The sequence below is a fragment of the Pseudomonas sp. NFPP04 genome, from assembly GCF_900113815.1.
GTDB lineage: Bacteria > Pseudomonadota > Gammaproteobacteria > Pseudomonadales > Pseudomonadaceae > Aquipseudomonas > Aquipseudomonas extremorientalis.
Window position 1 is genome coordinate 45,996 of sequence record NZ_FOQS01000006.1, and the last position, 21,138, is coordinate 67,133.

Here is a 21,138-nt window from a genome sequence, read left to right on the forward strand (position 1 = left end):
GAAATTCTCTCCACGAATTGTTGTTATGAGTGGTAGGCGACGTAGACATCGCTGAGCAGGTCGGCGGCCTGGGGCTTGGGATCCGACTTGGCCAGGCGCACGGCGTCGTCGATGAGCTGGGCGACCTCGCCATCGATGCGCTCGAATTGCGCCGCGTCCAGCCAGCCTTCAGTGCTGCAACGCTGGCGGAACAGCGCCAGGCAGTCGGCGTTTTCCCGCAGGTTTTTCACTTCATCGGGGCCACGATAGGTTTGTGCATCGCCTTCGAAATGGCCGTAGAAGCGGCTCAATTTCACTTCGACCAAGGTTGGCCCGTCGCCCTTGCGCGCACGTTCCACGGCAACACCAAGCGCTGCGTGCACGGCGAAGAAATCATTGCCATCGACGATCACCCCCGGCATGCCAAACCCCACGGCACGCTCGGCGATGTCCTTGCACGCCACCGACCAACCGGATCCGGTGGCCTCGGCATAGCCGTTGTTTTCCGCAACGAACAGGCACGGCAGTTTCATGATCGAGGCCAGGTTCATCGCTTCGAACACCGCACCTTCGTTGGAGCCACCGTCGCCAAAGAACGCCACGGCCACGCCCTGGCTGCCCTTGAGCCTGGAGGCCAGCGCCGCACCGGCCGCCAACGGTGCACCCGCGCCGACAATGCCGTTGGCGCCGAGCATGCCCTTCTCCTGGTCGGCGATGTGCATGGAGCCGCCTTTACCGCCACACACACCGGTTTTCTTGCCGTAGATCTCGGCCATCATGCCGAACACATCCACGCCCTTGGCGATGCAATGGCCGTGGCCACGATGGTTGGAGGCGATGCAATCTTCATCGTTGAGGTGAGCCATGACTCCGGCGGCACTGGCTTCCTGGCCGGCGTAGAGGTGCACGAAACCGGGGATCTCGCCGGTGGCGAATTCCACGTGCAGGCGTTCTTCGAAATCACGGATGGTGCGCATCACGGTGTAGGCATGCAGCAGTTGATCGGTGGACAGGTGAGTGGACATCTTGTTGTTCTCCAGGTTGTCTCGGCACACAGAAGGCTGATCATGGTCAGCTACAGGGCCTTCAGCACAGCCTGTGCCAAGGCCGTAAAAAACCTGGCATAACCTTGATCCAGAGCGGTTGTCGCAACCGGGCCGGGATCGCAGAATGAGACGCGGCATTGCGACTCGAAGGCGGCGTCTCAGCCGGTTTGAGACGCTGCGTCTCAGCCCGGGCTGTTGGTCAGGCCGCGCTTGTCGCGCCCGACACATGCGCGCTTAATGGCGGGCATAACAACAAAGACCGAGAACCGGAGGCCTTATGCTCGCCGCGAACTCCAGGGAGCACGTCGACTGCGTCAGTCGCGTGGTCCGCAATGCCGACCGCCTGCCCCAGGCGCCGGTGCCGTCGCTGATCTTCGATTCGTGGCGGCGCTCCATGGAGCAACACCACCTGGACCCCGGCTCCCTGCAGGGGCCACGCATCCTCAGCGAACCCTTGCTCAAGGAATGCCGCGAACGCGCCGAACTGTTCATGCGCATTGCCGGCGAAGCCGTCGGGCAACTGCATCACCGTGTGCGCCAGGCCGACTACTGCGTGATGCTCACCGATGCCCAGGGCCAGACCATCGACCACCGCGTGGACGCCTCGATCCGCAGCGATTGCCGCAAGGCCGGCCTGTACCTCGGCACCTGCTGGTCGGAAGCCGAAGAAGGCACCTGCGGCGTGGCCACCGTGCTCACCAGTCAATCGGCGGTGACAGTGCACAAACGCGACCACTTCCGTGCCGCCTTCATCGGCCTGACCTGCTCCGCCGCGCCGATCTTCGATCCCCAGGGCAACCTGCTGGGAGTGATGGACGCCTCGGCGCTCAAATCGCCGGATGACCGCCGCAGCCAGCACCTGATACGCCAGTTGGTGGCGCACAGTGCCGAGGCCATCGAGAACGCCTTCTTCATGCACAGCGCCCAGCAGCACTGGGTGCTGCAAGCCCACAGCACACCGGGTTATGTGGACAGCCAGCCCGACCTGCTGCTGGCCTGGGACCAGGACGGCCGCCTGCAGGCCTTGAACAGCAAGGCGCGCCAGGCCTTGCGCCGGCGCTTTGGCCAGGTGCCGGCGCACATCGGCGAGGTGTTCGACCTGAGCGCCTTGCGCGCCGTCACCGACCAGTCCACCCAGCAACTGCATTGGCTGGGAGAACCGGGTGCGCTACACGTGCGGGTCAACGCGCCCCGACGCAAACAGGCGCGTGCGCCGCTGGTGCCCTTGGTGGATGCCCGTGTCGAAGAACACCTGCGCCTGGCCGTGCGGGTCAAGGACCGCAACCTGCCGGTACTGGTGCAAGGCGAAACCGGCGCCGGCAAGGAAGTCTTCGCCCGCCAACTGCACGAGCGCAGCGCCCGGCGCGGTGGGCCGTTCGTGGCGGTGAACTGCGCGGCGATTCCGGAAAACCTGATCGAGAGCGAGCTGTTCGGCTATGTGGCCGGCGCCTTTACCGGCGCTGCCAGCAAAGGCATGGCCGGGCTGCTGGTGCAGGCCGATGGCGGCACCTTGTTCCTCGATGAAATCGGCGACATGCCTCTGGCCCTGCAGACGCGCCTGCTGAGGGTGATGGCTGAAGGTGAAGTGGCACCGTTGGGCGCGGCGAAAACCCGCACCGTCGATATCCAGGTGATTTGCGCCAGTCACCGCGATTTGTCGGTGTTGGTCAATGAGGGCCGCTTTCGCGAGGACCTGTACTTTCGCCTCGGCTGCGCGCGCTTCTGCCTGCCGCCGCTGCGCGAGCGCACCGACAAACTGGCGCTGATCAACCGTTTGCTGGAACAGGAAGCGCGCAACAGCGGTATCACGGTGGGTATCGGCCAGGCGGCATTGGAGTTGCTGTTGGGGTACGCGTGGCCGGGCAATGTGCGGCAACTGCGACATGTGCTGGCGTATGCCTGTGCGGTGTGTGAGGGCGGGACGGTGCAGGTGGCGGATTTGCCGGTGGAAGTGCGTGGGGAGCGGGTGCGGGAGATGGTTGAAGCGAGCGTGAGCCCCGAGCGCCAGGTGGTGCTGGATGCGCTGATTCGCCATCGCTGGAAGCCGTTACCGACCGCGCAGGCGCTGGGAATCTCAAGGGCGACCCTGTACCGCCGCGTCAACCAACTGGGCATCGACATGCCGAACAAAACCCGCTGATACAACGGGGTCAACACTGTGGGAGGGGGCTTGCCCCCGATGGCGGTGGACCCGCTAATACTTCCAGTGGCTGACACACTGCTATCGGGGGCAAGCCCCCTCCCACATTGGACTGGGTACATCTGAGATGTCAGCGGTAGACAAGGCCACCGTCGATCAGCGGCGATTGCCCGGTCATGTAGTCCGCATCCGGCCCGGCCAGGTACGCGACCAGCCCTGCCACATCCTCCGGCGTCTGCGCCCGGCCCAAGGCGATGCCATCCACATACTTCTTGTAGGTTGCACCGACTTCGGCGCCGGTGATCTCGGCCATGCGCTTGTCGATCTCGACCCACATATCGGTGCCCACCACGCCCGGACAGTAGGCGTTTACGGTAATCCCGGCGCTCGCCAACTCCTTGGCCGCCGCCTGGGTCAAGGCACGTACGGCAAACTTGGTGGCCGAGTACACCCCCAGCAGCGCAAAACCTTCATGGCCGGCGATGGAGCAGGCGTTGATGATCTTGCCCTTCTGCTTGAGCGCCTTGAATTTCTTGCCGGCGGCCTGGATGCCCCACAACACGCCCTGCACGTTGATGCCCAGGGTGCGCTCGACCTGTTCCGGGCTGACGTCCAACAGCGAATCGATCTGCGCCACACCGGCATTGTTGACGATGATGTGGAAGCCACCCAGGGTCAGGTGCGCATGCTCCACCGCCGCCACCACCTGTTCGCGCTTGGACACGTCAGCGACGAACACAGAGGCCTTGCGGCCCAGCGCGACGACTTCGGCGGCCACGGCTTCGAGCTTGGCGCCATTGATGTCCACCAGGGCGATATCGGCACCGTCCTGTGCCAGGCGCAAGGCGATGGCCCGGCCAATGCCCTGCCCGGCGCCGGTCACCAGCGCGACTTTTCCAGCAATACTCATGGCGTTCTCCTGCAATTGATGAGGGAAGCCTTGTCTATCGCAGGTGCGCTGCGGGCTGTCGAGGTGCACATGGATTGGCATGCGGCCTGAGACGGGATGTCTCAAGGTGCGAATCATTCTTGTAAAAGTGCGCACTTATGCCTAGCTTATGCGCCCCCCGCCCGCGCTTTAAGGCCCTGCCCCCATGGTTTTGCGTTTTCGTCCCGTCGTCACCTCACGTTTCGCCCTCGGTCTGCTGCTCAGCGGCGGCATCGGTCACAGCCTGGCGGCAGACCTTGAACTGCCGGCGGTAAAGGTCCAGGGCCAGGATGCGTCCGGCTACCGCAGCGACACCGCCTCGGTGAGCGGCGTCGACGAAGCGCCACTGCTCGACACCCCGGCCTCGATCACGGTGATCAACGCCGCACTGATCAAGGACCAGCAAGCACGCCTGCTCAGTGAAGTACTGCGCAACGACGCCTCGGTGGGCGACAGCTATGCGCCCATCGGCTACTACGAGAACTTCGTGGTGCGCGGCTTTTCGCTGAATGCGGCGAGCAGCTACAAAATCAATGGACGCACCATCACCGGCGAGCAGAACGTTGCCCTGGAGAACAAGCAGCAGGTCGAAGTGCTCAAGGGCCTGGCCGGCCTGCAGAGCGGGATTTCCGAGCCCAGCGGCGTGATCAACTACGTGACCAAGCGCCCGGAAGACGTGCGCTCGGTGACCGTCTCCACCGATGATCGCGGCAGCGGCTATGTCGCCACCGACGTCGGTGGCTGGTTCGGCAGCGAGCAACAATTCGGCCTGCGCGCCAACGTCGCCCACGAAGACCTCAACTCCTACGTGGAACACGCCAATGGCCAGCGCGATTTTGTGTCCCTGGCCTTTGACTGGAACATCAGCCCCGATGCCGTATTGCAACTGGACGCCGAGTACCAGGACAAGCAACAACGCTCGGTGCCGGGCTACCAATTGCTGGGCGGCACCGAGGTGCCACACGGGGCCTCACCGAAGAAACTGCTGGGGCACCAGAGCGGGTCCAGGCAGGTGGGCATTGATTCGCTGAATCTCAACGGCAAGTTTGAATACCGCTTCAATGATCAGTGGAAAGGCAGCGTGAGCGCGGCGCGCAGCAAGGTGGTGATCGATGACTACAGTTCGTTTGCGTGGGGCTGCTATGGCTCGACCCGTTGCACGTCGAGCGTGCCGAACTACTTCAGCCCCGAAGGCAACTATGATGTCTACGACTACCGCAGCCCTGACGACACCCGCCGTGACGATGAAATCCAGGCGGCCATGACAGGGCTGTTCGACACCGCCGGCCTGGGCCATGAACTGACCTTCGGCACCAGTGCGTTCCGCCGGGTGATCGACAAGCGCAAATCCGTCAATGAATACATCGGCACCACCAGCATCGACGTGGACGCCCCGACGTTTACCCCGACCGAAAAGCCACTGAACGACAGCCACCGCAACCTCGACAGTCGCCAGTACGGCCTGTTCGTCACCGACCGCATCCGCTTCAACGAGCAATGGCAAACCATTCTGGGCGGTCGCGAAGTACGCCTGGATGAGAAGGCCTTCGACAGCGTCACCGGCAACCAGGCCAGGCACACCCAGCAATACGTGTTCTTGCCGCAGGCCTCGTTGATCTACAAACCTGTCGAGAACATCTCGCTCTATACCAGCTACAGCAAAGGCCTGTCCCTGGGCGGCACCGCGCCGTGGTTCGCCAACAACGCCGACGAAACCCTCGCCCCCACCACCTCACGCCAAATCGAAGCCGGGGTGAAATACGACTGGCGCCGAATCAGCTTTGCCGCCGCCGTGTTCCAGACCCGCCAGGCCTATCAGTACGCCAAGCCAGATGGCACGGGCAAATTCGACTACGTGCAGCAAGGCGAGCAAAAGAACACCGGGCTGGAATTGTCAGCCAACGGCTGGGCCACCGAACGCCTGCAGATCGCAACCAGCGTGGCGGCGTTTCGTGCGCGAGTGACCGGCAGCGGCACAGCGGACTACGAAGGCCACCAGGCGATCAACGTGCCCAAGCTGCGCGCCAGTGTGTATGCCGATTATGCGTTGCCCTGGGTGAACGGCCTGGCGGTGCTGGGCGGTGTGCAATACAGCGCCAAGAAGTACGCCAACCGCAGCGGCAATGTGCAAGTGGGGGATTACGCGGTGGTGAATGTGGGCAGCCGCTACACCACCCAGGTGAGCGGCTATGACACGGTGTTCCGCCTGAGCGTCGACAACCTGTTCGACAAGCGCTACTGGCGCGACGCGGGCGAGTACATGGGCGATGACTACCTGTTCCAGGGCGCGCCATTGACGGCGCGCCTGAGTGCTTCGGTCAACTTCTGAAGACCCGCGCCGCCGCTAGCCACAATGCCGTCAGGCCGCAGGTCAACAGGCTCCAGCCAAGGTCCTGTGCCCAGGCGACCAGGGTAAGCCCGGCGCCAATCACCAGGTAATAGAGCAAGCCAAATATCGCGGCGGCGGTGCCCAGGCGGTCTTGATAAGCCACCAGCGCCGCCCCCAGCACGTTGGGAATCGCCATGCCGAATGCCAGCACCACCAGCAGCATCGACCATACGAATAGCCAACTGTGTTGCAGCATCAGGACTGACAGGCCGCCCAGCAGTGCCAGCACGGCGGCGGCCAACACCAACTGATCGCTATTGAGCCCACGCTTGAGTAAGCCGTTGTTCAGCCACGCCCCGAGTCCTGATCCAAGCGCCAGCAACACACCGCTGTAGCCGAATTCGGCAGCGGACAATCCCAGCCGCGCGAAGATAAACGGCCCCACGCTGTAGTAGCTGAACAGCGCAATATTGAACGCCGCCACCAGGCCGACGGAACGCCACACTCCGGCGTCCCTGAGCATCAGGCCCACGGTCTCGCCCAACGGCGAGTTCGCCAAGGAGGCGGGACGCGTCTCGGGTAATGCCCACAGGCAGGTGGTCCACACTAGCCCTGCCATCAGCAACAGGCCTGTGAGCACGCCGCGATAGCCGAAGTACTGCACCAACGTCGCACCAGTGAACAGGCCAATTGCCGGGCTGGCAGCCAAGGCAATGCCCATTATGGAAAACACCTGGGCCAACTGTGCGCCCTGGAATCGGTCGCGCAACAGCGTCTGCGTCGCCACCGAACCGACTGCCGCGCCAAAGGCGGCGATGGCCTGGGCCAACAACAAGCCGTTGAACGTACTCACAGTCAAGGCCAGCAGCATGGCGGCGACATACAACCCCAGCCCGGCCAATATCACCGGGCGCCGGCCCCAGCGATCACACAAGCGGCCCCATATCACCACGCCGAATGCAAACGCCAGGAAGTACACCGACAGGGCCTGCCCGGCCCGTTCAGGCCCGACCGCGAAGGCTTGGCCAATATCACCCAGGGCCGGGCTATAGAGGGTTTGAGCCAACTGCGGGAACATCAGCAGTGCCACGGCCAGTACCAGCAAGTATTTAGATGACATGAACAGATCCTTCACGAGAAAAGAGCGTGAGGATTCTAAGCAGACTGGCTTGGGGTATTATCCAGACTTCGACAAATTACCCATCAAATCGGACAACCCATGGCCTGGCTCGCTGCCGACGCATCATTCGACCCGGACCAGTACCCGGCGCCCGTCATTGGCATCGCCGCCCTGCTCGGCGACCACGACTCCGGCCTGCACCAGCACCAGCGCGGTCAACTGCTGTTTACCCAGCAGGGCTGCACCCGCATTACCCTGGACAATCAACTGTGCCTGCTGCCGCCGACCCGTGCGGCGTGGATCCCTTGCGGCGTGCATCACCGTGCGGTGATGAGCAAGACCGTCGATTACCGTTCGCTGTATGTAAGCCCGGCCATTGCGGCCCGGTTGCCGGCACAGGTGCGAGTGATCGAAGTGAGCGGGTTGTTGCGGGCGGTGTTGGAACCGATGGCCATGGCCCCTTTCGAGACCCATTGGCAGACAGGCCGCTACGCGCATTTGCTGGCGTTGTGCCTGGAAGAAATTCAGGAGGCGGCCGAGCAACCGCTGCTCCTGCCCTTGCCAAGGGACAAACGTCTGGCGCCTTTGCTGGCCAATCTGGAGCGATTGCCGCCGACGCTGCAAGACCTGGAAAAGCAGATCGGCGCCAGCACCAAGACCATCGGCCGGATCTTCCTGCGAGAAACCGGCCTGGGGTATCAGCAATGGCGCCAGCAGTGGCGCTTGATGCGTGTCATCGAGTTGCTCGCCACTGGGCGCAGCCTCGGCTACTGCGCCTTTGAGCTGGGGTTTGCCAGCGACAGCGTGTTGATCGCCTTCTTCAAGGGCATGACCGGCACCACGCCGCGCGGTTATTTCAAATCAGGTTGAGACCTCATTTGGGCATCTTGCGAAAGCCAACGGCCAGGCGGTTCCAGCTGTTGATGGTGGTGATTGCCACGCTCAGGTCGACCTGCTCCTGGGCGCTGAATTCGGCGGCCAGTGCGTTGAAGTCTTCGTCGGGCGCGTGGGTGTGGCTGATCAGGGTAAGGCTTTCAGCCCAAGCCAATGCAGCGCGTTCACGCGGGGTGAAGAACGGCGTTTCGCGCCAGGCTGACACGGTGTACAGGCGACGTTCGGTCTCGCCGCCTTTGCGGGCGTCGGCGGTGTGCATGTCGAGGCAGAAGGCGCAGCCGTTGATCTGCGAGACGCGCAGGCGTATCAGTTCCAGCAGTGGCAGCTCGATGGAGAGTTTGCCCACGGCGGCTTCCAGGGCGAGCATGGCTTTCATGGCGTCTGGGGAAGCGGTGTAGAAATCGGTACGGGGTTGCATGGTGATGCTCCAGGGCAGTGGGGATTGATGGCTAGGTTAGTCATCGGGCCTTGGGGGAGAAATAGCCAATTCTGGGTAAGAATGGGTGACCAATTTTTGTGAGTACATATCCGTTATTTAGGTAACGGCCGCTTATGGCTCCGCCCTTAGAGCGGCTCACTTTGGAAAAGCCGGAATGCCGGCCCAGCCCAAAGTAAGCAAAAGGCTCTTGCCCCAACACTCGGCACCTCGCCTAGGCTCGGTGTGCCCGTAATCCGACAGTGATTTGGGGGGCCTAAGATCAAAATCAAAAGCAGATCAAAAGCCAGAGCCAGAGCAAACCACCCTTCAACTGATACATGAAGATCAAACTGTGGGAGGGGGCTTGCCCCCGATGGCGGTGTGTCAGCCAACTCATCAGTGACTGACCCACTGCCATCGGGGGCAAGCCCCCTCCCACACTTTGACCGAGTACCGGCCATACAATCCGGTCGGCTCTAAGGCCGCCGCGCTCTTGCTTTTGATCTGGGATCGCCCCGTCAAACACGCTGGCCGAACGCAGGCTTGAATCCGTGGCCCACGGATTCAAGCCGGAGAGAGGGCACACCTTGGGGCAAGAGCGTTTTGCTTACTTTTGCGCTCTTCAAAAGTGAGCCGCTGTAAGAGCGGAACCATAAGTAGCCATTACCGAAGCATCGGATATGTACTCAGTCAAACCACCCGAGCCATATGCTCCCCAATCCTGCCCCTCAACCACCGCTCCGCCGGATCATTGTCATGCACCCCACTCCACACCATCGACAACTCCGCCGCATCGATCGCAAACGGCGGGTCCTGCGCCCGTAGCGATGTGCCCTCCGTCAACGCACACGCAGCATAATCCGGCACCGTCGCAATAATCTGCGTACCGGCAAGCAACGCCCGCAACCCACTGAACTGCGGCACCGCCAGCACCACCCGGCGGGTACGACCAATGCGCGCCAGGTCCAGGTCGATGTTGCCGCTCAAATCCCCCGAAAACGACACCATCGCATGGGGCCGTTCGCAGTAGTCGTCGAGGGTCAACGGTTCAACACCGTCATCCCCACGCAAGACCTTGCACGGAATATCCCGCAGTTTCTTGCGCTTGGCATTCGCCGGCAATTCCGTGGTGTAGCTCACCCCCACCGAAATCTCGCCGCTGGCCAGCAGCGACGACATCAACAGGTAATTGGCCCGACGCACCACCACGATGATCCCCGGTGCCTCTTCGCGCAGTTGGCTGAGCAACGGTGGGAACAGGCCAAATTCAGCGTCGTCCGAGAGGCCAATGCGAAACACTGCACAACTGGTGGAAGGGTCGAAATCCTTGGCACGGCTGACCGCGCCGGAAATGGTGTCCATGGCCGGTTGCAACTCCTTGAGTATCGCCACGGCGCGTGGCGTGGGTTCCATGCCCCGCCCGTTGCGCAGCAGCAACGGGTCGTCGAACAGATCGCGCAAGCGTCCCAGTGCCGCACTCACCGCCGGTTGGCCCATGAAGAGTTTTTCGGCGACCCGGGTCAGGTTCTTCTCGAACATCAACGCCTCGAAAATCACCAGCAGGTTCATGTCGACGCGGCGCAGGTCGTTGCGATTCATGGTGATATCCACACGGTTGGCAAGCTCACAGATAACCACGCCAGGCGCCGGCCACATTGCACGCCTGTGCTGTCTTTTCCTGGTGTGCACCTGGCGAAATTAACAACGATTAACTCGTCAGCCGGACGGTCCGGCAACAAGATTGGCCACGTCTACACTGCATCCATCCACCGGGAACGCTCCCATCGACTGCGGATATCTGTCATGGCCCGACTCGATCAATACTCCCCTCGCTTGTCCGCCACCGGGGGCCTGTGCCCCCGACGCGAGCGCATCGCCAAGCAACTGATCCTGGCCAACCTCGGCGAAAGCCTGGCCATTGCCGACATCGCCCAGGCCTGCGCCCTGTCGCGCAGCCATTTTTCCCGTGCCTTCAAGTGCACCACCGGGCTGTCGCCGCAGGAATGGATCCGCCAACAGCGCATCCAGCGGGCCAAGGAACTGATCGCCCAGTCATCCTTGAGCCTGACGCAAATCAGCCTGGAATGCGGCTTCTGCGACCAGGCGCACTTTTGTCATATGTTCACCCGTAGCGAAGGCGTCAACCCGATGACCTGGCGAAATCACCACTCTCGCCCTAAAACGCAAGTGATCGCGGCCTAGTGGTCCTGGCCTGCCTGGCCTATGCTGGCCGCTCATCCCGTTCCGAGCATGGCCACCCATGAACGACCTCAGCGACCAGGCCGTGCATTTCGGCCCCTACCGCATCCACCCGCGCCAGCGCCTGGTGCTGGAGGCCGGTCGACCGTTGCGGCTGGGCCGGCGTGCGGTGGATATCCTGCTGATCCTGCTGGAACAGGCCGGCAATGTGGTGAGCAAGCAGGAACTGATCGCCCGCGTCTGGCCCAGGAGCGTGGTGGAAGACGGCAACCTGCGGGTGCACATGGCGGCGTTGCGCAAGGCATTGGGCGATGGCCAGGCCGGGCAGCGCTATATCGTGACCGTAGCCCAGCGGGGCTACAGTTTTGTTGCGCCACTGAGCATCGAGCCGATGACCCTGCCAACCGAAGGTGCCCCCCAACGCCCGTGCCACAATTTGCCGCTGCGCCGTACGCGCATGCTCGGTCGCCAGGCCCTGATCGACAGCCTGGTGCAGCAACTGCCCGAGCAACGCTTTATCACCCTGACCGGCGCCGGCGGCATCGGCAAGACCACGGTGGCCCTGCGGGTGGCGGAATTGCTGATCGGGCACTACCGCGACGGCATCCGCTTGCTGGACCTGGCGCCACTGAGCGCGCCATCGATGATCCTGCCCAACCTCGCCGCCCTGCTCGACCTTACCCACGCTGAGCACGAAGCCCTGCCCACGTTTGCGCGGCGCTTGCAGGAGCACCAGTTGTTGCTGGTGATCGATAATTGCGAACACGTGCTCGACGACATCGCCCTGATCAGTGAAACCCTGCTGCGCCACGCGCCCCGGTTGCACATCCTGGCCACCAGCCGCGAGGCATTGCGCGCCGAGGGCGAACACGTGCAGCGCCTGGAGCCCCTGGCCTGCCCGCCCGCCACCGGCAACCGCGCCCAGGCGCTGGGCTACCCGGCCCTGCAATTGTTGATCGAACGGGCCATGTCCCATCAGGACAGCTTTGAACTGAGCGAGGCCGAGCTGCCGCTGGCGATTGATATCTGCCAGCGCCTGGACGGTATTCCCCTGGCCATCGAACTCGTGGCGGCGCAGATCGAACGCTTCGGCCTGCCCGGACTGCTGGTGCAAATGGAAGACAACTTTCGCCTGCTCACCCGAGGCCGGCGCAGCGCCCTGCCCCGTCATCAAACCCTGCGCGCCACCCTGGACTGGAGCTTTGCGCTACTGACCGCCTGCGAACAGATCTGCCTGCGTCGCCTGGCGGTATTTCGCGGTGGGTTCAGCCTGGCCAGCGCAGCGGCGGTGATTGCCGGGGAGCAGATTGCACCACACGAAGTGCTGGGTTCGATCACCCAGTTGGTCGCCAAGTCCTTGCTCAATGTGGAAGCCGGCGATGACGAGATGGTCTACCGCCTGTTGGACATCACCCGCACCTATGCCCTGGAAAAACTCAGCGTCGCCCAGGAACTCCACGCTACCCGCCAGCGCCACGCCGAGCGCTGCCTGGCGCTGATGAACCAGGCCCAGGACGATTGGGAGCTGATCGCAACCCAGACCTGGATCGACCGTTATGCGCCGCTGCGCGAAGACATCCGCGCCGCCCTCGACTGGGGCCTGGGCGACCAGGGTGCGCACTTGCTGGGCATTCGCCTGACGGTGAGTGCGATGCCGTTGTGGCAGGAGCTGTCGCTGCTGCGCGAACATGGCTTGTATGTGGGCAAGGCCCTGGCGCGACTGAGGCAATCGAATGCGCCGAGCCAGCGCTTGAACATGGCCTTGCAGCTGGCGCTGGGCAGTTTTTCCTATCACACCCAGGGCGGCACGCCGCAGACCATTGCAGCATTCAGTTGCGCGCGTCGCCTGGCGGAAGCCGGCAAGGACCTGGCCGGCCAGTTACGTGCGGTATCGGGGCACATGGCGGTAAACCTGTGCTGCGGCAACTACCGGGAGGCCTTGGCGCAGAGCCTGCACTTCGATCAGCTCGGCCCCCGTGCCGAGCCTTTGCTGTCCCTCAGTGCCCAGCGCCTGCGGGTGTTGGCGCAGCACTTCGCCGGTCACCAGGCCCTCGCGCAGCACAATGCCGAGCAAGTGATCCAGCGCATGGCCCAGAGCGGCCATCTCAACCGCTTTACCCATGGCTTTGGCGTGCAGTACGACCAGAGCGTCGCCTCGCTGACCATCCTTGCACGCATCCTGTGGCTGCGCGGTTATCCGGAGCGCGCGTGGCGTACCGCGAGTCAGGCGCTGGCGCTGGCCTTGCAGATCAACCACGGCACGTCGATCTGCTACACCCTGGCCCTGGCCGGGGTGGTCATCGCTCGCTACAACGGCGACAGCGCCATGGCCCACGAACACCAGGATCAACTGCTGCAGCAAGCGCAAAAGCACTCGGTGCAGTTGTTTCACACCTGGGCGCGTTGTTATGAGGGCACGCTACCCATCGCGGATGTGCAGGGGTTGGGCCTGGTCGAGGATATCCTGGTGACCTTCAATGCAATCGAGGTCAGTGACGCGGCCTTCGAGCGCGCCAGAAGTGGCGCAGCCGGCTGGTGCACCCCGGAAATCCTGCGAGTGCGCGCCGAAAGCCTGGCCGACAGCCGTGCGGCAGAAGCCCTGCTGCTGGAAGCCCTGGGCCTGGCGCACCAGCAAGGCGCGCTGGCCTGGGAATTACGCAGTGCAACCTCGTTGGCAAGCCTGTGGCAGACGCAAGGCCGCGTACAGGCGGCGCGCGATTTGCTGGGTTCGATCTACGCCCGCTTCACCGAAGGCTTTGCCACCCAGGACCTAGTCCGCGTACGCAGCCTGCTCGACCAGTTGCAGGACAAACGGCCGGCCTGAAAACCGCCCTAGGTAATGCCCGTAGCCCTGTTGCAAACGCGCCACCTGCAACGGGTCGCGCAGTTGCGCCAGGGCGTAGCTGCGCATGCAATTGAGCAGGCGGTAACGCGGGCTGCCTGGGCCCGGCTCTCGGGTCAGCAGCGACGTACCCACCAAGCGCCCCAGCAGGTAGGACAGGTCGGCGTGTTCCAACTCGGTCCCGGCGACCAGTTCACTCAAGGTGGGCAAGGTCACGGCCATCTTGAATAAACCCAATTGCAGGAATAGCCAGCGCTCCGGCAGGCTCAGGCGCTGGTAGGTCCAGTCCAGGGCCGCCGTCAGGGATTGGTGGCGTTCCACCGCGGTGCGCCGGCCTCGGGTCAGCACCTGCAAGCCCGCGCGCAACTGCTGCTGCAAACCGCGCACACCGAGTGCATCCACTTGGGCGGCGGCCAACTCCAAGGCCAGTGGGATACCGTCCAGACGCCGACAGATGTCTCGCAGCGGCGCCAGGTCATGGAGGCGCAGCGCGAACCCTTGCTGGCTGGCACGCACCCGCGCAACAAATAACTGCACCGCCGGGTAAGCCATCGCCTGTTCGATACTGCCCATGGCCGCCGGCGCCGGGATCGCCAGCCTCGGCACACGCTGTACCCATTCACCGGGGACTTGCAGGCTTTCACGGCTGGTCACCAGCACGCTGACCTGAGGCGCGGTTTCGCGCAGCACACGCACCAGATGCCGGCAGGCGCCGAGCAGCAGGTCTGCGCCGTCGAGCACCAGCAACAGTTGGCGCGAGGCCAATTGACGGCACAGCTCGCTGGCGTGGGCGCAGGGTTCCAGGTGCAGCGCGGCAGCCAGGTCGCGCAGCATGGTCATCGGTGCTTCCACCGTGGCCAGGTCAACCCACCACACGCCGTCCCGGTAGCGCGGCAACACGCGCTGTGCCAATGCCAGGGCCAGGGTGCTTTTGCCGACACCGGCGCACCCGGTGAGGGTCATCAGGTGTTGCCCGGACAGACGCCGAACCAGCACGCCCAACACCTCGTCACGGCCCACCACCGCACTGAGCCGCGCCGTCAGGTTGTGCCGAGGCAGCGCGGCGGGCTGCGCGCCCTGCAGCGGGGCTGCGAAACAGTAGCCGCGCAGAGGGTCATTAAGAATGAACTGCTGCCCATCGAGCACGCGACGCAGTGCGGCGATGTGCACCCTCAGGTTGTTTTCTTCCACCACGCTGTTCGGCCAGACCCGCTCGATCAGGGTGGCTTTGCTGATGAACTGCCCGGGCGCCTCGAGCAGCGCCGTGAGGATATCCAGCGCACGCCCGCCCACAGGCACCGGCCAACCCGATTTGCTGACCAGCCGCTGCTGCCGGTGAAACACATAGGCACCGAAGCGTACCGTGCCATCAGCGTCAATCGCCTGAGGATTGTTCATGTGTGCAATAGCGCTGAAACACCCGGCCCTGGGCGTTTGCGCATCCTTTTCCGTGGGCTTGACGCTATCTTGCCAGCTACCCGTGACAGGACAATGCTGGCACAGGGAGCGATACGGACATTCGGGTGCGCGAGACGGACATTCTGTCGTTAACTGAACTGCTGTCGGTATTGGGTCGGGTTGAGGCCCAGTTTTTCACTGAACAGAAAGCGCATATGCCGCACGCTGCCGAAGCCTGCGTGAAAAGCCACGGTCTTGAGCGGCAGGTCGGTGGTTTCCAGCAATTGCCGGGCGCGGTCGATGCGCGCGCCTTGCAGGAAGACCATGGGCGTCATCTGCACTTCCTTGGCGAACAGCCGCGCAAAATGGCGGGCGCTCATGCCGGCCAACTCAGCCATGGACTCGATGGTGAACGGTTGGTCCAGATGCGCCAGCACATGGTTCTGTACCCGGGTAATCGTGGTTTCCTGCGGTGCCACCGCCGCCGTCATCGGGCTGAACTGCGCCTGGCCGCCCTGGCGTTTCATCACCACCAGCAACACCTTGGCCACGTCCACGGCGACTTGTTTGCCATGGTCCTGGGCCACCACCGACAGCGCCAGGTCGATGCCGGCCGTGACGCCGCCCGAAGTGATCAGGCGCCCGTCCTGCAGGTAGATGCGATCCGTTTCGACCATTGCCTGGGGAAACGCCTTGATCAGTCGCTCGGTGTAGTGCCAGTGCGTGGTCACGCGGTGACCGTCCAGCAGCCCGGCATGCCCCAGCACAAAGGCCCCGGTGCAGATCGAGCCGAAGCGCCGCGCCCGCGGAGCCGCGGCCCTCAGCCACGGCAGCAGCGCCGGATGACATTCGTTATAGGCACCGGGGCCGCCGGGTACCAGCAGCAGGTCGTAGGCATCCTGGGCCTGGTCCAGCAGCAGGTCAGTCTGCACGGCTACGCCATTGGAGGCGCGCAATGGACCGGGCTCGGTGCCGAGGGTGAGGATCTGGTAGTGCGCCGACGCCGGCAGGTAACGGTTGGCAATGGAAAACACCTCGAGCGGCCCTGCCATATCGAGCAGGAGAAAGTCCGGAAACAGCGCCATGGCCACGGTTTTCATAGCGGGAAAGGTCCATCGGGAAGGAGTACGGCAGGCATTATGACACGCTTGAAACTGTCAACTTTAAAGCGACAGTAATTCAGTTTTCATCTTCTTAATGAATATTCCAGTAACCATTAACCTTCTTCTCAACGCAAGAGCCCTGCATGCCGCAGCCCGCTCTCACTTGAGGACAAGACCATGCTGACCCTTCGCAAAGCTTCCGAACGCGGCGCCGCCAATCACGGTTGGTTGAAGTCGTTCCACACCTTCTCGTTCGCCAACTACTGGAACCCGAACGAACAAGGGTTTTCCGATCTGCTGGTGATCAACGATGACCGTGTCGCCGCCGGCAAAGGCTTCGGCCAGCACCCACACCGCGATATGGAGATCTTCTCTTATGTGCTCGAAGGCGCCCTGGAACACAAGGACACCCTGGGCACCGGCTCGGTGATCCGCCCCGGCGATGTGCAACTGATGAGCGCCGGCAGCGGCGTGGCCCACAGCGAGTTCAACCACAGCCAGACCCGTGGCGTGCACTTCCTGCAAATCTGGATCGTGCCTGCCGTGGCCGGTGCCGAACCACGCTACCAGCAGGAACACTTCAGCGAGGCCCAGAAGCGTGGGCGCCTGCAGTTGATCATCTCGCCGGACGGTGCCGATGGCTCCCTCAGCGTGCGCCAGGACGCACGGGTGTATGCCGGGCTGTTCAACGGTGATGAAACCGCGACCCTGGACCTGCCGCCCGATCGCCATGTGTACCTCCATGTGGCCCGGGGCAGCGTTGAAATCAACGGCCAGCGCTTGCGCGAAGGCGACGGCGCCCGGGTGCGGGATGAGCGGCAGATCCGCTTGAGCCACGGTGAAGATGCCGAGGTGCTGGTGTTCGACCTGCGCCCGCAGGAACTGCCGCAGATGCCATGACCGGCCCCGCGATGGCTCGCAAAAACGAGCCATCGCTGGCGTCGATAGTCACCATCAGCCCAATGAAGTTCTCTTGAAAAATGCAACGCGTAACATCAACCCCATACCAGGCAACACCCCAACCAACACACTCGGAGCACACTCTCATGAAACGCCAAATCTTGCTTAGCCTCGCTTTCTCGGTACTCGCTGCCAATGCTTTTGCCCACCCGGTCGTGGCTGAAGGCGGTTCGGATCGCCTGATTGAAAGCCGCGTCGCCGAGGGTGGTGCCGACCGCCTGCAAGGCAACCGTGTTGCCGAAGGTGGTTCGGATCGCCTGCAGGAACGCCGTGTCGCCGAAGGTGGTGCTGACCGTCTGCAAGGTAACCGCGTAGCCGAAGGTGGCGCTGACCGCTTGCAGGAACGTGGCCTGGCCGAAGGCGGTGCTGATCGCCTGCAGGAACGTGGCCTGGCCGAAGGCGGTGCTGATCGTCTGCAAGGCAACAACGCATAATCCCGCGCTGTTTGCGGGAACCCCAAACCGGCCTGATCAGCCGGTTTTTTTTCGTCTGCGGGCGCTTGATGGACCTGATCGGCGCGACCACCGAATAGGCGACACCGACCCGTAAAGATCCAGGCCTTCAGTGCCGGGGACAATACAACGTTATCCAAGGTCAGCCTTGGCGCATGCAAAACCGGTGGATAATTCGCCCGGACATTAAAAATGCAATTAATTGATATCCAATCAGTTGGATAATTCCACACTTTAATAATTAGGTTAGAACCAATCGGCATTTTACAGACCCCGCCCCTGCCCCTACTTTGGACGCGAATAACCGACCCCCTGCCCGGTGGAGGTGGTAATCACACCCAAGACAAGGACAGACCATGAGCATCGAATTCATCGGCTACATTGGCGGCCATCACGCTTCCGAGATCCATCCGCGCAGCGGCCCTACCCTGCAACCCGACTATGTCGAGAGCGTGGCCCGCGCCCACGAAGAGGCCGGTTTCGACCGTGCCCTGGTGGCCTTCCACTCCAACAGCCCGGACAGCACGCTGATCGCCTCCCACGCCGCCAGCGTGACCACCAGGCTGCAATTTCTCATCGCCCATCGCCCCGGTTTCGCCCAGCCCACACTGGCCGCGCGCCAATTCACCACCCTTGATGTATTCAACGGCGGGCGTACGGCGGTGCACATCATCACCGGCGGTGACGACCGCGAACTGCGCGCCGATGGCAGCCATATCGGCAAGGACGAACGCTACGCCCGCACCGACGAATACCTGAGCGTGGTACGCCAGGAATGGACCAGCGAACAGCCCTTCGACTTCAAGGGCACCTACTATCAGGTCGAAGGTGCGCACTCCACGGTGAAGTCGCCGCAGCAGCCGCATATCCCGCTGTATTTCGGCGGCTCGTCCAAAGCCGCAATCGAAGTGGCGGGCAAGCATGCCGACGTGTATGCGCTGTGGGGCGAAACTTACGAGCAGGTGCGCGAGATCGTGACCCAGGTACGCGCCGAAGCAGCCAGGCATGGGCGTACGATCCGTTTCAGCTTGTCGTTGCGGCCGATCCTCGCCGAGACCGAAGAGCTGGCGTGGGCCCGGGCCGAGCGCATCCTGCAGCAGGCGACCGAGCTGGCCGAGAAAAACGGCTTTGTGCGGCGTGAACCGCCCAACGAAGGCTCGCGCCGCCTGCTCGCCGCGGCGGCTCAAGGTGCCCGGCTGGATAAGCGCTTGTGGACCGGGATTGCCGGGTTGCTCGGTGCACAGGGCAATTCCACCTCGCTGGTGGGCACCGCTGAGCAGGTCGCGGAAGCCTTGGTGGATTACTACGACCTGGGGATCACCACGTTCCTGATTCGCGGGTTCGACCCGCTCAATGATGCGATCGATTACGGCAAGCGCCTGATCCCCCTCACCCGCCAATTGATCGCAGAACGCGAACAGGCACAACAAGTAGCCTGAGAAAAACACAAAAACCAATGTGGGAGGGGGGCTTGCCCTCTCCCACATCAAGATCAGTTTTTGTAGTCGGTATCGCTGCGCTCCAACTGCCGGACCAGCGCATTCCAATGCCGCGCCACGCCCGGACCTTCGCCGCTGGCGTGCGCCTTGGCCTGTTGCTCAACTTTGCCCACCACTTCCTGCGGTGGGAAGATCAATTGCGCATTCCCCGCTGCCTGGGCTGCAATCTGGATATTGCAGGCCCGCTCCAGTTGCTGCAGTTGCTGAAACGCATGCTCTACGCTGACGCCCGCGGTCAACAACCCATGATTGCGCAGGATCATCACACTTTTGTCGCCCAGGTCGGCGACCAACCGCTCGCGCTCGTCAAGGTCGAGGGCAATCCCTTCATAACCGTGATAGGCCACGCGCCCGGAAAAACCGATAGAGTGCTGGGAGATCGGCAGCAAGCCGTCTTTTTGCGCCGATACCGCAATGCCGTCGCGGGTGTGGGTGTGCAGCACGGCTTGCAGGTCGTGACGCGCGCCATGGATGGCGCTGTGGATCACATAGCCGGCGTAGTTGATGCCCAGGCCCGTCGGGTCATCCACGATAGTGCCGTCGAGGTCGACCTTGACCAGGTTGGACGCACTGATTTCATCGAACAGCAGCCCAAAGGCATTGATCAGGAAATGCTCCTCCGGGCCCGGCACGCGGGCGGAGAAGTGGGTATAGATGTGGTCGGTCCACTTGTATAAGGCCGCCAGACGATAGGCGGCGGCCAGCTTGACGCGCACTTCCCATTCTTCTGGCGTGACGCGTTGTCGGACGGTGTTGCTGGAAACGCTGGAAATCGAGGTGACGCTGCTCATGGCAAAACTTCCTGGATGGCCTTAAGGACTTCCAGGCAAGCCTAGGGGATGCAAAAAAATAATAAAAAGCACATTTTAATCTAAGCTAATTATTATTTTTTTTCATATCATGCAGCCTCCTTGATCTTGTGCAACGAGGCAGCGACCAGCTTGCCAAACGCATCCACCGGCCCCTGCAGGTTGCCCAGGAAGTGCGGATAGATCAGCCACAGGTCCATCACCGGCTTGAAGTCCTTGAGCGGCATCACCGCCAGGTGTTCGCGATGGGCGCTGCGCTCCAGCAACGGTCGCGGCACCAAACCCAGGCCCAGGCCGTCCGCCACCAGGCCCAATTGCAGCTCGGTGCCGAAGGTTTCCAGGTTGACCCGCAACGCCAGGCCCTGGTCAGACAAGGTGCGCTGCAGACCGGCGCGGAAGCCGCAACCATCCGGGTTGAGAACCCAGCCGTTCTGGTACACATCCGCCAGCTTGCACGGTTTCTTCGGCAACTGCGCCTTGGCGCACACCACCACCAGTTCCATCTTGCCGATGGACTCGCCGACGATGTTGTCCGGGAAAATCTTGCCCGCCGGGAACAACGCCGCCGCCGCATCCAGCTCGCCGCGCTCGATCTTGCCCACCAGTTGGCTGCCCCACCCCGTAGCGACCTGGGCACGCAGGTCGGGGTATTCGGTGCGCAGGTGCTTGAGGGCATCCAGCAGCACCACGTCGCCGATGGTCTGCGGCACGCCCAGGCGCAACAGGCCAGTGGGGGGTGCATCGGTGGCTACCAATTCGCGCAGCGCGTCCATCTCGCGCAGGATCAACCGGCACTGCTCGTAGACGCGGGTGCCGATCAACGTGGGCTTGAGGGGCTTGGTGTTGCGGTCGAACAACTCCACCCCCAATGCCTGCTCGAAGTTCTGCACGCGACGGGTAATGGCCGGCTGGGTCAGTTGCAACGACTCGGCGGCGTGGCTGATGGACTGGCAACGAATCACTTCGACAAAGGCATCGATATCGTCAATTTTCATTTGGGCCGCACATAGAGAACAGTCATT

The 21,138-nt window shown here is 62.9% G+C and carries 17 protein-coding genes; 8 read left to right on the forward strand and 9 right to left on the reverse strand.

Going from position 1 to position 21,138, the window contains the following annotated elements; genetic code table 11:
- Positions 1–23: 23 nt before the first annotated feature.
- Complete coding sequence (locus BM017_RS14855) at positions 24–1,004, reverse strand: thiamine pyrophosphate-dependent dehydrogenase E1 component subunit alpha (RefSeq protein ID WP_092245618.1); 981 nt, start codon at positions 1,002–1,004, stop codon at positions 24–26.
- Between the two features lie 298 nt (positions 1,005–1,302).
- Between BM017_RS14855 and BM017_RS14860 the strand changes: the two genes are divergently transcribed.
- Entirely contained in the window at positions 1,303–3,165 is a 1,863-nt protein-coding gene (locus BM017_RS14860) for a sigma-54-dependent Fis family transcriptional regulator (protein ID WP_092245621.1), read from the forward strand.
- A 130-nt stretch (positions 3,166–3,295) separates the two neighbouring features.
- Here BM017_RS14860 and BM017_RS14865 read toward each other — a convergent pair whose 3' ends face one another.
- Positions 3,296–4,075 carry an acetoin reductase gene (locus BM017_RS14865; protein ID WP_058425756.1) on the reverse strand — a complete coding sequence of 260 codons (780 nt, stop codon included), beginning with the start codon at positions 4,073–4,075 and terminating at the stop codon, positions 3,296–3,298.
- Between the two features lie 184 nt (positions 4,076–4,259).
- Here BM017_RS14865 and BM017_RS14870 point away from each other — a divergent pair, with 184 nt between their 5' ends.
- Positions 4,260–6,422 carry a TonB-dependent siderophore receptor gene (locus BM017_RS14870; protein WP_092245624.1) on the forward strand — a complete coding sequence of 721 codons (2,163 nt, stop codon included), beginning with the start codon at positions 4,260–4,262 and terminating at the stop codon, positions 6,420–6,422.
- Here the strand turns inward: BM017_RS14870 and BM017_RS14875 are convergent.
- On the reverse strand, positions 6,412–7,542 hold the full coding sequence (locus tag BM017_RS14875; protein ID WP_092245627.1) for an MFS transporter: 1,131 nt from the start codon (positions 7,540–7,542) through the stop codon (positions 6,412–6,414). The two genes, BM017_RS14870 and BM017_RS14875, sit on opposite strands and share 11 nt — an antisense overlap.
- Positions 7,543–7,641: 99 nt before the next feature.
- Here BM017_RS14875 and BM017_RS14880 point away from each other — a divergent pair, with 99 nt between their 5' ends.
- A complete protein-coding gene (locus BM017_RS14880) occupies positions 7,642–8,412 on the forward strand; it encodes an AraC family transcriptional regulator (RefSeq protein WP_092245630.1) in 771 nt (256 codons plus the stop codon).
- A gap of 4 nt (positions 8,413–8,416) precedes the next feature.
- Here the strand turns inward: BM017_RS14880 and BM017_RS14885 are convergent, their stop codons facing one another.
- Together BM017_RS14885 and BM017_RS14890 are read right to left on the reverse strand one after the other, a co-directional pair.
- Positions 8,417–8,854, reverse strand: a complete 438-nt coding sequence (locus tag BM017_RS14885; protein WP_092245633.1) for a carboxymuconolactone decarboxylase family protein — start codon at positions 8,852–8,854, stop codon at positions 8,417–8,419.
- Between the two features lie 690 nt (positions 8,855–9,544).
- Complete coding sequence (locus tag BM017_RS14890; protein ID WP_071490112.1) at positions 9,545–10,453, reverse strand: LysR family transcriptional regulator; 909 nt, start codon at positions 10,451–10,453, stop codon at positions 9,545–9,547.
- A gap of 204 nt (positions 10,454–10,657) precedes the next feature.
- Between BM017_RS14890 and BM017_RS14895 the strand changes: the two genes are divergently transcribed.
- Together BM017_RS14895 and BM017_RS14900 are read left to right on the forward strand one after the other, a co-directional pair.
- Positions 10,658–11,056: a helix-turn-helix domain-containing protein gene (locus BM017_RS14895; protein WP_092245636.1), complete on the forward strand. Its 399-nt coding sequence runs from the start codon at positions 10,658–10,660 to the stop codon at positions 11,054–11,056.
- Between the two features lie 58 nt (positions 11,057–11,114).
- Positions 11,115–13,877, forward strand: coding sequence for an ATP-binding protein (locus BM017_RS14900; protein ID WP_092245641.1), 2,763 nt, complete (start codon positions 11,115–11,117; stop codon positions 13,875–13,877).
- On the opposite strand, the gene BM017_RS14905 is transcribed toward BM017_RS14900, so the two are convergent.
- Both BM017_RS14905 and BM017_RS14910 read right to left on the reverse strand, forming a co-directional pair.
- Positions 13,824–15,293, reverse strand: coding sequence for an ATP-binding protein (locus tag BM017_RS14905; protein ID WP_092245644.1), 1,470 nt, complete (start codon positions 15,291–15,293; stop codon positions 13,824–13,826). The genes BM017_RS14900 and BM017_RS14905 overlap by 54 nt on opposite strands.
- A 149-nt stretch (positions 15,294–15,442) precedes the next feature.
- Positions 15,443–16,393, reverse strand: a complete 951-nt coding sequence (locus BM017_RS14910) for a GlxA family transcriptional regulator (RefSeq protein ID WP_092245647.1) — start codon at positions 16,391–16,393, stop codon at positions 15,443–15,445.
- 180 nt (positions 16,394–16,573) lie between these two features.
- On the opposite strand from BM017_RS14910, the gene BM017_RS14915 reads away from it, so the two are divergent.
- From BM017_RS14915 to BM017_RS14925, 3 genes are all read left to right on the forward strand, one after another.
- Positions 16,574–17,296: a pirin family protein gene (locus tag BM017_RS14915; RefSeq protein WP_071490090.1), complete on the forward strand. Its 723-nt coding sequence runs from the start codon at positions 16,574–16,576 to the stop codon at positions 17,294–17,296.
- 146 nt (positions 17,297–17,442) lie between these two features.
- Entirely contained in the window at positions 17,443–17,790 is a 348-nt protein-coding gene (locus BM017_RS14920) for a hypothetical protein (RefSeq protein ID WP_092245650.1), read from the forward strand.
- Positions 17,791–18,164: 374 nt separating this feature from the next.
- Positions 18,165–19,247, forward strand: coding sequence for an LLM class flavin-dependent oxidoreductase (locus BM017_RS14925; RefSeq protein ID WP_092245654.1), 1,083 nt, complete (start codon positions 18,165–18,167; stop codon positions 19,245–19,247).
- A 53-nt stretch (positions 19,248–19,300) separates the two neighbouring features.
- Here the strand turns inward: BM017_RS14925 and BM017_RS14930 are convergent, their stop codons facing one another.
- Both BM017_RS14930 and BM017_RS14935 read right to left on the reverse strand, forming a co-directional pair.
- Positions 19,301–20,098, reverse strand: a complete 798-nt coding sequence (locus BM017_RS14930; protein ID WP_092245657.1) for a class II aldolase/adducin family protein — start codon at positions 20,096–20,098, stop codon at positions 19,301–19,303.
- A gap of 107 nt (positions 20,099–20,205) precedes the next feature.
- Positions 20,206–21,111 carry a LysR family transcriptional regulator gene (locus BM017_RS14935; protein ID WP_071490094.1) on the reverse strand — a complete coding sequence of 302 codons (906 nt, stop codon included), beginning with the start codon at positions 21,109–21,111 and terminating at the stop codon, positions 20,206–20,208.
- Between the last annotated feature and the right edge of the window lie 27 nt (positions 21,112–21,138).

Bases quoted from the DNA above. Each gene is read 5' to 3' on its own strand.
- BM017_RS14905 (WP_092245644.1), bottom strand. From the start codon at position 15,293: ATGAACAATCCTCAGGCGATTGACGCTGATGGCACGGTACGCTTCGGT.
- BM017_RS14900 (WP_092245641.1), top strand. From the start codon at position 11,115: ATGAACGACCTCAGCGACCAGGCCGTGCATTTCGGCCCCTACCGCATC.
- BM017_RS14930 (WP_092245657.1), bottom strand. From the start codon at position 20,098: ATGAGCAGCGTCACCTCGATTTCCAGCGTTTCCAGCAACACCGTCCGA.
- BM017_RS14935 (WP_071490094.1), bottom strand. From the start codon at position 21,111: ATGAAAATTGACGATATCGATGCCTTTGTCGAAGTGATTCGTTGCCAG.
- BM017_RS14875 (WP_092245627.1), bottom strand. From the start codon at position 7,542: ATGTCATCTAAATACTTGCTGGTACTGGCCGTGGCACTGCTGATGTTC.
- BM017_RS14860 (WP_092245621.1), top strand. From the start codon at position 1,303: ATGCTCGCCGCGAACTCCAGGGAGCACGTCGACTGCGTCAGTCGCGTG.
- BM017_RS14925 (WP_092245654.1), top strand. From the start codon at position 18,165: ATGAGCATCGAATTCATCGGCTACATTGGCGGCCATCACGCTTCCGAG.
- BM017_RS14880 (WP_092245630.1), top strand. From the start codon at position 7,642: ATGGCCTGGCTCGCTGCCGACGCATCATTCGACCCGGACCAGTACCCG.
- BM017_RS14855 (WP_092245618.1), bottom strand. From the start codon at position 1,004: ATGTCCACTCACCTGTCCACCGATCAACTGCTGCATGCCTACACCGTG.
- BM017_RS14885 (WP_092245633.1), bottom strand. From the start codon at position 8,854: ATGCAACCCCGTACCGATTTCTACACCGCTTCCCCAGACGCCATGAAA.
- BM017_RS14895 (WP_092245636.1), top strand. From the start codon at position 10,658: ATGGCCCGACTCGATCAATACTCCCCTCGCTTGTCCGCCACCGGGGGC.
- BM017_RS14910 (WP_092245647.1), bottom strand. From the start codon at position 16,393: ATGAAAACCGTGGCCATGGCGCTGTTTCCGGACTTTCTCCTGCTCGAT.
- BM017_RS14920 (WP_092245650.1), top strand. From the start codon at position 17,443: ATGAAACGCCAAATCTTGCTTAGCCTCGCTTTCTCGGTACTCGCTGCC.
- BM017_RS14890 (WP_071490112.1), bottom strand. From the start codon at position 10,453: ATGAATCGCAACGACCTGCGCCGCGTCGACATGAACCTGCTGGTGATT.
- BM017_RS14865 (WP_058425756.1), bottom strand. From the start codon at position 4,075: ATGAGTATTGCTGGAAAAGTCGCGCTGGTGACCGGCGCCGGGCAGGGC.
- BM017_RS14870 (WP_092245624.1), top strand. From the start codon at position 4,260: ATGGTTTTGCGTTTTCGTCCCGTCGTCACCTCACGTTTCGCCCTCGGT.
- BM017_RS14915 (WP_071490090.1), top strand. From the start codon at position 16,574: ATGCTGACCCTTCGCAAAGCTTCCGAACGCGGCGCCGCCAATCACGGT.